The following is a 12,915-nucleotide window of genomic DNA, read 5'->3' as shown; positions in this document are numbered from 1 at the left end:
CGACAATCTCTGGTGTTATATGGGTTTGCCGCTGCAATCGATGGCCACAGTCACACAGACTACCGCCGGCCAGGTCACCGAGGCGTTACCGATAACCGACACGACAGTGACCATCGGCGGGGCCATCGCGATCGTCTTCCTCATCGGCCTCTCCGCGTTCTTCTCCTCCTCGGAGATCGCGATGTTCTCGCTCGCGAAACACCGGGTCGACAACATGGTCGAGGAGGGCGTGCCGGGGGCGGCGACGGTCAAAGAGCTGAAAGACGACCCCCACCGGTTGCTCGTGACGATCCTCGTCGGCAACAACCTGGTCAACATCGCGATGACCTCCATCGCGACGGGACTGCTCGCCGTCCTCCTCGACAACCAGGGGCTTGCCGTCATCGCCTCGACGTTCGGCATCACCGCCTTGGTGCTCCTCTTCGGCGAGTCCGCACCGAAGTCGTACGCGGTCGAGAACACCGAGTCGTGGGCGCTGCGCATCGCCCGGCCGTTGAAGCTCTCGGAGTACGTGCTCTTCCCGCTCATCGTCGTCTTCGACTATCTCACGCGGGTCATCAACCGCGTGACGGGGGGGCGCTCCGCGATAGAGACGACGTACGTCACCCGCGACGAGATTCAGAACATGATCGAGACCGGCGAGCGCGAGGGCGTCATCGAGGAGGACGAACGCGAGATGCTCGACCGCATCTTCCGCTTCAACAACACCATCGCCAAGGAGGTGATGACGCCCCGACTCGACATGACAGCCGTCCCGAAGGGCGCGACGCTCGACGAGGCCATCGAGACGTGCGTCCAGTCCGACCACGAGCGCGTGCCGGTCTACGACGGCAACCTCGACAACGTCATCGGCATCGTCAACATCCGCGACCTCGTCCGCGAGAAACACTACGGCGAGGGGACGGCGAGCCTCACCGACCTCGTCCAGCCGACGCTGCACGTCCCCGAGTCGAAGAACGTCGACGAACTCCTCCAAGAGATACAGAACGAACGGATGCAGATGGTCGTCGTCATCGACGAGTTCGGGACGACGGAGGGGCTCATCACCATGGAGGACATGGTCGAGGAGATCGTCGGCGACATCCTCGAGAGCGACGAGGAAGAGTCGTTCGAGTTCCTCGAGGACGGCGACTGCCTCGTCCGCGGCGAGGTGAACATCGACGAGGTCAACGACGTGCTCGACCTCGAACTACCCGAGGGCGAGGAGTTCGAGACGCTTGCGGGCTTCATCTTCAACCGCGCCGGCCGCCTCGTCGAGGAGGGAGAAGAGATCGCCTACGAGAACGTCCTCATCCGCATCGAACAGGTCGACAACACCCGCATCATGAAGGCGCGCCTCTCCACGCGTCCGGTCGAAGCGGCCGACGAGGACGCCGACGAGACAGAGGCGGAAGTCGAGGGGTAGCGCGACCGCCCGGACACGAACGCTTTTGCCAGCGTGTCGAGAGCCACAGAACCGATGTCCGAGCCCTCTCCCGTCGACGGCGTCGACCGCGACTCGCTCTTGATGATCGTCGCCGCCGTGGCGCTCCTCGTCGTCTTCCTCTACAGCGTCCTCGTCGTCCAGCAACTCCTCGCAGTCGTCGCGCTCTCCCTGTGGGGGTTCGTCGTCTACCTCGCGTGGCGGTTCGTCCGCGCGCACGAGCGACTCGCCGACGCGGCCGACCGACTCGCCAGCGACGCCACCGCGGCCGAGAACTCTTTCGAGTCACCCGAGGAGTAGGAGGTCGACAGCGGTGAACACGCCGTACGAGAGACCGAACGCGAGCGCGAGCGACCCGAGCCACGCGAGGACGGTGTAACCCATCTTCGCGGCGCTGACGCCGCCGCCACCCTCGCTCGCGGCGGCGTAGCCCGAGCCGATGATGGCGCTGACGATAATCTCGTTGAACGAGACCGGAATCCCGAACGCCACCGCGGTCTGGGCGATGGCGAACGAGGGAATCATCGCCGCGATGGAGCGCCGCGGGCCCAGCGAGGAGTAGTCCTGCGCGAGCGCCTTTATCATCCGCGGCGCACCCGTCCACGACCCGACGAGGAGGCCCAGCCCGCCGCCGGCCAGGACGGCCGGGAGCGGAACCGAGAAGTCGCTCAACAGGGGAACGAGCGGCCCGATGGCGAGGCCGACCTGCGACCCGCCAGCCGAGAAGGCGACGAGCGCGCCGAGGACGAGGAGGAAACGCTGCTGACCGCGCGCCTGGTCGTCGGCCATCTCGCGGGCGAGCGCGAGGGAGACGAGGACGGAGAGGACGAGCGTGAAGACGAGTCGGGCGACGAGCGGCCCTGTCGGGAGGAGTCCCGCACCCGCGAGGGTGCCGGCGATGGAGCCGCTCCCGTCGGGCCCGGGGAGCACGGCGAACTCGATGTTGGTGACGATGGCACCGACCACCCCCGCGAGGATCGGGACGGCGAGGCGCTCGGGGATGCGTTCGTTTCGGAGCGCTCTGGCGGTCGAGTAAGCGATGCCGCCGCCGACGAAGGGCGTGAGCACCCAGAGCGCCCCGATCTCCTGGTACTTCCCCCAGGCGGGGTCGCCGCCGAGCGCGAGACCCGCGCCGACGACGGCCCCGGTGACCGTGAACGCCGTGGCGATGGGGTAGCCCGCGAAGACCCCGAGCGCGACGAGCGTGGCGGCGACGAGGAGCGCGACGATGACGGCTGGGGCGGTGAGCGTCGCGCCAGCGACGAGTTCGGTACCGACCGCCTCGGTGACGTTCGCGCCCTGGAGGACCGCACCGAGGAAGCCGAGCATGCCGACGACGAATCCGGCGCGCATCACGGAGATGGCATTGGCGCCGACGGCCGCGGCGAACGGCGTCGACCCCGACGACCCCGCGCCGATAGCCCACGCCATGAACAGGGAGGCGAGGGCGGCGACGGCGAAGGTCCCGAGGGTCGCTGCGGTGACCATCCGGACTACTTCCCGCGGTAGGCGTCTTCGTACCCGTCGCGGAGGTTCATCAGCGTCCGCCGAACGTAGAGATACGCGAAGAACACGATCAGGAGAAGGCCGACAACGAGCACGAGCAGGATGGGGTCACCCGTGAGCGTGTCGACGACTCCAGTCGCGGGTGCGACAGGGAGCATGTACCGCGGTACCGGTGGCGCGGGTAAAGCCGTTTCGGGGTCGCGATGGCGAAGTGAGAACACTCATACGTCGCGGGCGGGAACACGAGCGGCGATGGCCGGTCTCCTGCCCTCCAAGCCCGACATCGACCCGAACGAGGAACCCCGGGTCGTCGGCCTCGACTCCGACGACGCGGACGAACTCATCGACGCCCTGTCGTCGTCGACAACGCGCGCGGTCCTCGCTGCCCTCCACGAGGAACCCGCGTCGGCGTCGGAGGTAGCCAGCCGGGTCGACACCTCGCTCCAGAACGTCCAGTACCACCTCCGGAAACTCGAGGACGCCGGTCTCGTCGAGGTGGGTGACACGGTCTACTCCGAGAAGGGTCGAGAGATGAACGTCTACGTCCCCGCCGACCGCGCGCTCGTCGTCGTCGCCGGCCGACAGGAGGAGACGACGGGGCTGAAGGCCGCCCTCGCGCGCCTCCTGGGTGGGGTGGGCGTCCTCGGCCTCGCCAGCGTCGTCGTCGACCGACTCGCGCGGGAGGGGCGCTCTGTGGGCTTCGGGACGAGTGCCGGGGGAGCGGAGGGTGGAGGTGCCGACGGCGGGGGCGCACCGTCGACGACGGGAGCGGGAGACGGCAGTGTGAGCGGCGGCGGTGCGGCGGCCCCGACACCCGAACAGACGGCGACCGAGGTCGCGACCGAAACCACGACGAGAACGGCAGTCGAGACCACGACGGGGGGAGGCGGGTTCCAGATCGCCGAGGCGACGACGACCGCGACGGGCCCGACAGAGGCCACGGCGGTGGCCGACACGACCGCCGCGATGACGGCGACACCCGCGCCGACGGCGACGCAGACGGCGACGCCCGTCGCGACGGCGCTGCCGGAGACGACGCCGACGGGAACCGCGACACCGGTTCCGACGCCGGTCGCCGACGCGACCGTCGAGGCGACCGCTGCCGCCACGGCGGCGCAACCGGGCGTGCTCGGGGGTGCCGCGGCCTCTCCGGGCCTGCTCTTCTTCCTCGGCGGGACGACGGTCCTGCTCGGTGGGTTCGTGTTCTGGCTGGTCCGCCGGTGAGGGTCGCACGGGACGCCGACGGGCGTGCGAAGTGCTACCAGTCCGAAAGGTAAAACCGGTCTTTGACTCTTAGATGCCCTCTTGAGCCAGAACGTCCTACACGAGAGTGCGCCCGGTTCGGTCCCCGCTGATGCCAGTCTGCCCTCCCCACTCCCGTGACGACCGGCCGGGTGCGGGCTCCTGTTTCTTCCCTCCTCAGACGACGTGCTCTTCGAACACCTCACCCTCTGGTGTCACCAGCCGACAGCGAAGTCCGTCCGGGACGGGTTCGAGTTCGGCGTGACCGGGTCGGTTGCCACGGGGCTGGGCGTGGCTGCCGGGGTTGAGCAGCGTCACCGGCCCCGAGACGTCGAGCGTCGGTCGGTGTGAGTGACCGAACAGGACCACGTCGGCGCCGCGCTCGCGGCCGAACAGCGACAGCGCCGTCGGTCCGCCCTCGCGGGTGTGAGTGACCGCGAAGCGGCGACCCTGGTACTCGAGGGTTCGCGCGACAGGGAGGCGGTCGCGGATGGCCGCGCTGTCGGTGTTACCGTAGACACCGTGGAGTTCGCTCGCGACCTCGTGGAAGGCGTCGAGGACGGGCTCGCGGTTGAAGTCGCCCGCGTGGACGACCACGTCGGCCTCGCGGACGGCCTCGAGCGTCCGTCCGGTGAGTTTGTGACCCGAGCGCGAGTGGGTGTCGGAGACGACGACGAGCATGGTCGAGCTAAGAGCGAGGGCTACAGGAAGCTACCGCCTCGCACCAAGGGTATAACGCGGGTCGGCGTCATCCGGGTGTATGGGTAGTAGCACCTCCGTCGTCCTCGCCGCCCTCGTCGCGAACGGTGCCATCGCGATCATGAAGTTCGGCGGCTTCCTCCTCACGGGGAGTCCGTCGATGCTCTCGGAGACGTACCACTCCATCTCCGACACCGGCAACCAGGTCTTCTTGCTCATCGGCATCCGCTACAGCGGCCAAGCGGCCGACCGCGGCCACCCGTTCGGCTACGGCAAGGCACAGTTCTTCTACGCCTTTCTCGTCTCCGTCCTGCTGTTCGGCATCGCGGGGTGGGAGTCGTTGAAACACGGGTACGACGCCGTCCTCCACCCGGCCCACGGCGGCGGTGGTTCGACCTTCACGCTGTTCGGGACGAGCGTCGACCCCTTCTTCGTGAACGTCGTCGTGCTCCTGGGCGCCATCGGCTTCGAGACGTACGCGTTCGTCAAGGCAAACGCCGAACTCCAGCGACAGATCACGGAGTACGGGTGGTCGGGCATCGTCGAGGCGTTCAAGCGGACGAGCGACGTCACGACCCTGACGGCCTTCACCGAGGACGCCATCGCACTCGGCGGGGCCACCATCGCCCTCGTCGGCATCGTCCTCACGCGAGTGACGGGGAACCCGCTCTACGACTCGGTCTCGGCGGTGGTCATCGGGCTCCTCCTGATGGGCTTCGCGCTCGCGCTGGGGTGGGAGAACAAGCGGCTGCTCATCGGCGAGTCGCTCCCGGACGAGGTCGAAGAGCGGCTCCGCGAGGCGATTCGCGGTCACGACGGGGTGGTCCACGTCGACCGCCTCCGAACGGTGTTCTTCGGCCCGCAGAACGCCCTCGTCACCGCCGACGTGAGCTTCGCGGCCGGCAACGACACCCACGACCTCGACGACGACATCGTTGCCATCGAGGAGAAGCTCAGACGCGTCGACGACCGAGTCGGGATGGTCTACATCGAGCCAGAGGTGTGAGCAGTCGGCTCTACGGGTCAGTCGTCTCACGTACGGGACGCTGTGACACGTACCCACAGAGAGAGGACAGAACACTATCGTACGGTCTGATGTCTCGGTTCGTATTTTGGGACGTCACAGCCGTATAGAGACTATATGTGAAAAAATAAAAAATGATAGTCAGAAATAAGTTTAACATCTGTAACCACTCTGTGTGAGAGATTCACAACAGCGTACACGGTTCGGACGCCGGGCGTTTCTCGGCCTCTCCGGGAGCACCGCACTCGCACTACTGGGCGCACCGGCAACGGCGAAGACCGACGGGACGGCGACAGATGGACGGACTGTCCACCAGGTCGAGGGAGGGGCGGTCCCGCAGCACGGGGGCGTTCGTCTCGAGGCAATCGGCCGATACGAGTCGGGACTGTTCGACGAGGGCGGAGCCGAGATTGTCGACTACCACCCGCCCACCCAGCGACTGTTCGTGATCAACTCGGACCTCGGCGGCGTCGACGTGCTCGACGTCTCGGATCCGACCGACCCGACAAAGCTCGCCGCGCTCGACGTGGCGGGGGAACTCGCGGGCGTGAGCAGCGCGAACAGCGTCTCGGCGTCCACGGCCACCGTCGCCGTCGCGATCGAGGCTGAGAACGCACAGGAGCCGGGACAGGTCGGCTTCTACGACCCCGAAACGCTCGATCTCCTTGGGACGGCCACGGTCGGGCCGCTGCCCGACAAGGTGACGTTCACCCCCGACGGACAGAAGGCGCTCGTCGCCAACGAGGGTGAGCCGAACGAGGAGTACACCGTCGATCCCCGGGGGTCGGTCAGTGTCGTCGACATCTCTGCGGGCGCGGACGCAGCGACCGTCAGCACGGCTGGCTTCGCCCAGTTCGACGGTATGGAAGGGGAACTGCGAGACCGAGGAATCAGGATCTTCGGGCCGGGTGCGAGCGCCTCACAGGACTTCGAGCCGGAGTACGTCACTGTGAGCGACGACTCGACGACCGCGTGGGTCTCGCTGCAGGAGAACAACGCCATCGCCGAGATCGACATCGAGAGCGCAACTGTCACGAAGCTGCTTCCGCTGGGTTTCAAAGACTACAGTCTCGCGGGGAACGAACTCGACGCCAGTAACGAGGACGGTGGGGTCAACATCCGGAACTGGCCGATCAACGGCATCCTTCAGCCCGACGCGATTGGCTCGTACAGCGTCGGTGACGAGACGTACATCGTCACGGCAAACGAGGGCGACGGCCGCGACTACGACGGGTTCAGCGAGGAGAGGGAGGTCGCCGACCTCGACCTCGACCCCGAGGCGTTCGACTTCGACTCGATCGAGGGAATCGACAGCGTCGAGGAGCTCCAACGGCCCGAAAACCTCGGCGCGAAGGGCGTGACGACGACGCTCGGTGACACCGACGGCGACGGTCTCTACGAGGAGATCTACGTCTTCGGCGGGCGGTCGTTCAGCATCTTCAACACCGACGGCGAACGGGTGTTCGACAGCGGGAGCGACTTCGAGCGAATCACTGCCGAACGGTTCCCCGACCAGTTCAACAACGACAACGACGAGAGCGACCCTGACGGCCGCAGTGATAATAAGGGTCCCGAACCCGAGGGAATCGCGCTCGGTCAGGTCGGCGACCGCCACTACGCGTTCATCGGTCTCGAGCGTATCGGCGGGGTGATGGTGTACGACATCACCGACCCCGAATCGCCCGCGTTCGTTCAGTACATTAACGAGCGGGACTTCTCGGTCGACATCGAGGCGGAGATCGAAGACGGTGACGCCCCCGCGAGCGCCGCCGGCGACCTCGGCCCAGAGGGGCTGGCCTTCGCGACTGCGGCAGAGAGCCCGATCGACGAACCCCTCGTCTTCGTGGGCCACGAGGTCAGCGGGACGACGGTGATCTTCCGCGTGGCGACCAGCGTCGTCGGTATCGACTCGCTCGCTGTCAGAAACGGCGCGTCCGGCAGTGTCGACCTCTCGCTGCTGTCGGCGAGGGACGGCTTCTCCGGCGGCCGACTGACCGTCTCGGTCGCCGACACCGACGTCGCAGAGATCGTGAGCGCGAGCTACAACGACGCGTTCGGACTCACGCAGGCACCGACGGTCGGCGACGGCGGTTCGTCGGTCGAACTGGAGATCGTCGACACCGAGAGAGCCGTCGAGTCGGGCGCGACAAACGTCCCCCTCGCGACTATCGACCTCACCAGCGTCGGTGCGGGCACGACCGACCTCGTCGTCGAGGTCGAGGCGTTCGACAGCGACGCGGGCGAGACAGTCGACGCGGCGACGCAGAACGGAGTCGTCATCACTGGCCCGTCGTCGGTCGGCCGCTCGGGAGCCGCGCCGACGGACCTCGACGACGACGGTCGCTACGAGGACGTCAACGGGAACGGGCGCGTCGACTACGACGACGTCGTCCTCCTGTTCGAGCAGTTCGACTCGGACTCGGTCAGGATGAACGCGGACGCGTACGACTTCAACGAGAACGGGAAACTCGACTACGACGACATCGTCGACCTCTACGAAGAGGTTTGAACGGACCACAGAGGCGCCCGTACCCGGTAGTCGCTGGCGGAAGGTGAGCGCACCCGAGCCCGTGACGTCTCTCTTCAAAGACGCAGGCTCTCGACGGCCGCCGCGATGCGGTCGACCGCCTCCGTCACGTCGGCGCGGGAGACGTCGAGGTGGGTACAGAGCCGGGCAGTGTACGCGCCGGTCGGGTTGAACGCGACGCCGTGGTCGGCCGCAGCGGCTGTGAGGTCGGACGCCGAAACGCCGGCCTCCTCGGCGGAGATCATCACGATGTTCGTGTCCGGTTCCTGGACCGAGATGCCCGCGATGGCGTCGAGCCCCTCGGCGAGCACCCGTGCGTTCGCGTGGTCTGCTTCGAGCCGGCCGACGTTGTCGAGCGCCACGAGCCCCGGTGCGGCGATGATACCGGCCTGGCGCATCCCCCCACCGAACAGCTTCCTGACGCGGCGTGCCCGGTCGACGAACGGCGCTGGACCGGCGAGGAGAGACCCGACGGGTGCGCCAAGCCCCTTCGAGAGGCAGAAGTTGACCGTGTCGGCCGGGCCGGTCAACGCCTCGGGCGCGACGTCGAGGGCGACGGCGGCGTTGAAGAGACGGGCCCCGTCGAGGTGGACGGGAACCCCGAGGTCGTGTGCGGCCTCGCAGGCCTCCTCGATGGCGTCGACGCCGACGGCGACTCCGCCGCGGCTGTTGTGGGTGTTCTCCAGACAGAGCAGTCCGGTCCCGGGGCGGTGCAGCGACTCCTCGACGTAGGCCGCCCGGACCTGTTCGACCGTGGGAACGGCCCGCGGGCCGCAGTCGACCATCCGAGCCTGGACGCCCGAGAGGTCGGCGACGCCGCCGAGTTCCCACTTGACGACGTGGGCCTCGTCGTCGACGACGAGTTCCTGTCCGCGCTCGGTGTGTGTGCGGATGGCGACCTGATTACCCATGGTGCCGCTCGGGACGAACAGCGCCGCCTCCATCCCGACGAGGTCGGCCGCGCGACGTTCGAGTTCGTTCACCGAGGGGTCGTCGCCGTAGACGTCGTCGCCCACCTCGGCGTCGCGGGCGGCGTCGCGCATCGCATCGGAGGGCTTGGTGACGGTGTCGGAGCGGAGGTCTATCATGGCTCTCGGGAGTCGGGGGAGCGACAAAGAGGTAGTGGTCAACGGGTGGAGCGTGGCAGGGCGGGTCGTCGGGCGTCTCGTGAGCGTGGGGAGTACCCGGTCGGGGAGACGCGAGAGGTGCCGTACCGCGTCGGGCGTTCGAGTGCGTAACGACCGCGCGACGTGCGCGAGCGGACCGCCGTTCACGCCGGTCGACTCCGCGACGAACCACCGGAAGCCGACCGAGCGACGACCCGCAAAAAGCTCAAGTCACGCGACGGCGACGCCTCAGAGCGCGTCGACGATGTCGCGGTACTCGTCCTCGGTGAACGCCTTCAGCGTCTCCGTCCGGACGGCCCCGCCGCTCGCGACTTTCAGCATCGCCTTGGCGTACGATTCGTCGTCCGGGAACGTCGAGACGACGACCATGTCGTGGTCACCAATCGTCATGAAGAAGTCCGTCAGCTCTCCGCCGTGTGTGGAGAAGACTTCCCGTGCCTGCTGGAGGCGCCGTGGGCTCTCCTTCGCGTTCGCGATCCCCTCTCCGGTCCAGTCGGCCAACGTGATGTATGTCGGCATCTGTTTCACCACCCCGCTCGTGCGGGTGCCGCTAGGACGTGCCGGACGGGTATCTCACTTTTTCAGCCGGGAGAGGATGTCCGGCGAACCGGCAGATGGGCCGCGTCGACGCCGAAAGAGGCATAGGGCGAGGGTAACAGGGGGAGACATGGACCCACGCATCCGCGAACACGCGGAGACCATCGCCGACCACTCGACCGGAATCGAGGCGGGCGAGAACGTCGTCATCGCCATGCCCCGGGAGGCCGAAGAGCTCGCCGTCGCCCTCCACGAGGTCGTGGGCGACCGGGGCGCGAACCCGGTCTACCTGAACAACTCCGAGCGCGCGTCGCGGGCGTTCCTGCGGGCGCGCGCCGACGGGGACGAAGCGGAGGCAGGCGAGTTCGAGACGCCCGACCACCAGCTCGCGCTGTACGAGGCGAGCGACGTCGTCGTCGTCGCCCGCGGCGGCGCGAACGTGAGCGAGCAGTCCGACGTCGCCCCCGAGACGACAGCGGCGTACCGGCGGGCGATGCAGCCCGTCCTGAAAGAGCGGCTCTCGAAGCGGTGGTGTCTCACGCAGTTCCCCACGTCCGGACACGCCCAGCTGGCGGGGATGAGCACGGAGGCGTACGAGAACTTCGTCTGGGACGCCGTCAGCCTCGACTGGGACGCACAGCGCGAACACCAGGCCGAGATGGTCGACATCCTCGACGGGGCCGACGAGGTTCGGGTCAAGTCGGGCGCGGAGACGGACGTGACGATGTCCATCGCCGGCAACACGACGCTGAACGATTACGGCGAGAAGAACTTGCCGGGCGGGGAGGTGTTCACCGCGCCCGTCAGGGACTCGGTCGAAGGCGAGGTCCACTTCGACATGCCGCTCTATCGACAGGGACGAGAGATAGAGGGCGTCCGCGTCCGGTTCGAGGACGGCCGCGTCGACTCGTACTCGGCGGAGCGGAACGAAGAGGTCCTCGACGGCGTGTTCGACACCGACGAGGGCGCGCGGTATCTGGGCGAACTCGGAATCGGGATGAACCGGAGCATCGACCAGTTCACCTACAACATGCTGTTCGACGAGAAGATGGGCGACACCGTCCACATGGCCGTCGGAGCCGCCTACGAGGAGTGCGTCGGCGAGGAGAACGAGGCGAACGAGTCGGCCGAACACGTCGACATGATCGTCGACATGAGCGAGGAGTCGGTCATCGAGGTGGACGGGGAGGTCGTCCAGCGAGACGGCACCTTCGTATTCGAGGACGGGTTCGAGTAACGGGGTGGTTTTGATCCAGGTTTTGCCGAGCGAGCGGCGCGAGCGAGGGAACAGCTGGGACGTGGAGGTTCTGTTCGAGGACGGGTTCGAGTAGCGGGGTCGTCTACGAGGACGGGTTCGTGTAGCTCCGTCGCTGCGTCGCGGGGCCTGCGGCGTCCTTACTCGACCCAGACCGTCTTCCGGTTGACGAACTCCTTGATGCCGGCCTCGGAGAGTTCACGACCGTAGCCGGAGTCTTTGACGCCGCCGAAGGGGACGCGCGGGTCGGACTTGGTGTACTGGTTGATGTACGTACAGCCGGCGTCGACCCGTCCGGCGACCCGCTCGCCGCGTTCGCGGTCCTCGGTCCAGATAGACGCGCCGAGGCCGAAGCGGGTGTCGTTGGCCTGCTCGATGGCTGCTTCCTCGTCACCGACCCGGAACACGGCCGCGACGGGACCGAACAGTTCCTCGTCGGCGGCCGGACAGTCCGCGGGGACGTCCGTCAGAATCGTCGGCGGGTAGAACGCACCGTCGCGGTCGAGGGGTTCACCGCCCGTGAGGACGGTCGCACCCGCCGCGACGCTCGCTTCGACCTGCTCGTGGAGTTCCGCCATGAGGTTCTGGCGGGCCTGCGGACCGACGTCGGTCTCCTCGTCCATCGGGTCGCCGACGGTCAGCGAGTCGACCTCCGAGACGAGTCGGTCGAGGAACTCGTCGTACACCGCGTCGTGGACGATGAATCGCTTCGCCGCGATACACGACTGGCCACCGTTCATGTTGCGCGCCCACGCGCCGGTCTCGGCGGCCGCATCGAGGTCCGCGTCGTCGAGCACGACGAACGGGTCGCTCCCGCCGAGTTCCAGCACCGTCTTCTTGAGGGTGGCACCCGCCGTCGAGGCCACGGCGCGACCCGCCGGGCCGCTGCCGGTGAGCGTCGCCGCACGGACCCGGTCGTCCTCGACGATGTCGTCGACGAGGTCGGAGGGGACGAGAAGCGACTGGAAGACCCCCTCGGGGTAGCCCGCCTCCCGGAAGATCTCCTCGATGGCCATCGCGCAGCCGGGGACGTTCGACGCGTGTTTCAACAGCCCCACGTTGCCCGCCGTGAGCGACGTCGCGGCGAACCGGAACACCTGCCAGAACGGGTAGTTCCAGGGCATGACGGCCAGTACGGTCCCCAGCGGGTCGTACCGGGTCTTGACCGTCGTCCCCGGTGGACTCGGGTGGTGGTCGTCGGCCAGGTAGACGCTCGCGTACTCGGCGTAGTGGTCACAGAGCCACGCGCACTTTTCGACCTCGGCGACCGCCTGTGAGATGGGCTTTCCCATCTCGCGGGTCATCAACTCGGCCCACTCGCGTTTGCGGTCGCGCAGGACCTCGCCGGCGCTGACGAGGAGTTCCTGGCGCTCGCGCAGCGACACGTCGCGCCACTGCTCGAAGGCGTCGGTCGCCCGCGTGAGGGCGGCTTCGACCTCCGCCGTCGAGTCTTCCTCGTACGTGGCGATTCGCTCGTTCGTCGCCGGATTGACGACCTCCATACGGGAGACCTGATAGGGAGCCGTCATTACGTTTTCCCTCTCGTGACGGGTCCCGAACGGGCGGCGTCGCACC

General features: G+C 67.5%; 12 protein-coding genes. 6 read left to right on the top strand and 6 right to left on the bottom strand.

What is annotated here, in order from left to right; genetic code table 11:
• Window positions 1–19 precede the first annotated feature (19 nt).
• Both E6N53_RS05645 and E6N53_RS05640 read left to right on the top strand, forming a co-directional pair.
• Window positions 20–1,405 carry a hemolysin family protein gene (locus tag E6N53_RS05645; RefSeq protein WP_136600750.1) on the top strand — a complete coding sequence of 462 codons (1,386 nt, stop codon included), beginning with the start codon at window positions 20–22 and terminating at the stop codon, window positions 1,403–1,405.
• 54 nt (window positions 1,406–1,459) lie between these two features.
• The gene (locus E6N53_RS05640) at window positions 1,460–1,723 is read left to right on the top strand and encodes a DUF8066 domain-containing protein (protein WP_201741084.1); all 264 of its coding nucleotides are present in this window, start codon (window positions 1,460–1,462) and stop codon (window positions 1,721–1,723) included.
• On the opposite strand, the gene E6N53_RS05635 is transcribed toward E6N53_RS05640, so the two are convergent.
• Window positions 1,709–2,911, bottom strand: a complete 1,203-nt coding sequence (locus E6N53_RS05635) for an inorganic phosphate transporter (RefSeq protein ID WP_142857592.1) — start codon at window positions 2,909–2,911, stop codon at window positions 1,709–1,711. The genes E6N53_RS05640 and E6N53_RS05635 overlap by 15 nt on opposite strands.
• Before the next feature lie 5 nt (window positions 2,912–2,916).
• Complete coding sequence (locus E6N53_RS20965; protein WP_201740143.1) at window positions 2,917–3,087, bottom strand: DUF7859 family protein; 171 nt, start codon at window positions 3,085–3,087, stop codon at window positions 2,917–2,919.
• A gap of 94 nt (window positions 3,088–3,181) precedes the next feature.
• Here E6N53_RS20965 and E6N53_RS05630 point away from each other — a divergent pair, with 94 nt between their 5' ends.
• Complete coding sequence (locus E6N53_RS05630; RefSeq protein ID WP_142857590.1) at window positions 3,182–4,153, top strand: ArsR/SmtB family transcription factor; 972 nt, start codon at window positions 3,182–3,184, stop codon at window positions 4,151–4,153.
• A gap of 195 nt (window positions 4,154–4,348) precedes the next feature.
• Here E6N53_RS05630 and E6N53_RS05625 read toward each other — a convergent pair whose 3' ends face one another.
• Window positions 4,349–4,852 carry a metallophosphoesterase gene (locus tag E6N53_RS05625; protein ID WP_142857588.1) on the bottom strand — a complete coding sequence of 168 codons (504 nt, stop codon included), beginning with the start codon at window positions 4,850–4,852 and terminating at the stop codon, window positions 4,349–4,351.
• A gap of 79 nt (window positions 4,853–4,931) precedes the next feature.
• On the opposite strand from E6N53_RS05625, the gene E6N53_RS05620 reads away from it, so the two are divergent.
• Together E6N53_RS05620 and E6N53_RS05615 are read left to right on the top strand one after the other, a co-directional pair.
• Window positions 4,932–5,876, top strand: coding sequence for a cation diffusion facilitator family transporter (locus E6N53_RS05620; protein WP_142857586.1), 945 nt, complete (start codon window positions 4,932–4,934; stop codon window positions 5,874–5,876).
• A gap of 193 nt (window positions 5,877–6,069) precedes the next feature.
• Window positions 6,070–8,403, top strand: a complete 2,334-nt coding sequence (locus E6N53_RS05615) for a choice-of-anchor I family protein (RefSeq protein WP_236642307.1) — start codon at window positions 6,070–6,072, stop codon at window positions 8,401–8,403.
• A 74-nt stretch (window positions 8,404–8,477) separates the two neighbouring features.
• On the opposite strand, the gene ltaE is transcribed toward E6N53_RS05615, so the two are convergent.
• Both ltaE and E6N53_RS05605 read right to left on the bottom strand, forming a co-directional pair.
• Entirely contained in the window at window positions 8,478–9,509 is a 1,032-nt protein-coding gene (gene ltaE, locus E6N53_RS05610) for a low-specificity L-threonine aldolase (protein WP_142857584.1), read from the bottom strand.
• A gap of 267 nt (window positions 9,510–9,776) precedes the next feature.
• Window positions 9,777–10,067 carry a GYD domain-containing protein gene (locus E6N53_RS05605; RefSeq protein WP_142857582.1) on the bottom strand — a complete coding sequence of 97 codons (291 nt, stop codon included), beginning with the start codon at window positions 10,065–10,067 and terminating at the stop codon, window positions 9,777–9,779.
• 148 nt (window positions 10,068–10,215) lie between these two features.
• Here E6N53_RS05605 and E6N53_RS05600 point away from each other — a divergent pair, with 148 nt between their 5' ends.
• The gene (locus E6N53_RS05600) at window positions 10,216–11,322 is read left to right on the top strand and encodes an aminopeptidase (RefSeq protein WP_136600742.1); all 1,107 of its coding nucleotides are present in this window, start codon (window positions 10,216–10,218) and stop codon (window positions 11,320–11,322) included.
• 158 nt (window positions 11,323–11,480) lie between these two features.
• Here the strand turns inward: E6N53_RS05600 and E6N53_RS05595 are convergent, their stop codons facing one another.
• Window positions 11,481–12,842, bottom strand: a complete 1,362-nt coding sequence (locus tag E6N53_RS05595) for an NAD-dependent succinate-semialdehyde dehydrogenase (RefSeq protein ID WP_142857580.1) — start codon at window positions 12,840–12,842, stop codon at window positions 11,481–11,483.
• Between the last annotated feature and the right edge of the window lie 73 nt (window positions 12,843–12,915).

This window comes from Salinigranum halophilum, from assembly GCF_007004735.1.
GTDB lineage: Archaea > Halobacteriota > Halobacteria > Halobacteriales > Haloferacaceae > Salinigranum > Salinigranum halophilum.
This window is presented reverse-complemented; position numbering and strand designations above follow the sequence as displayed.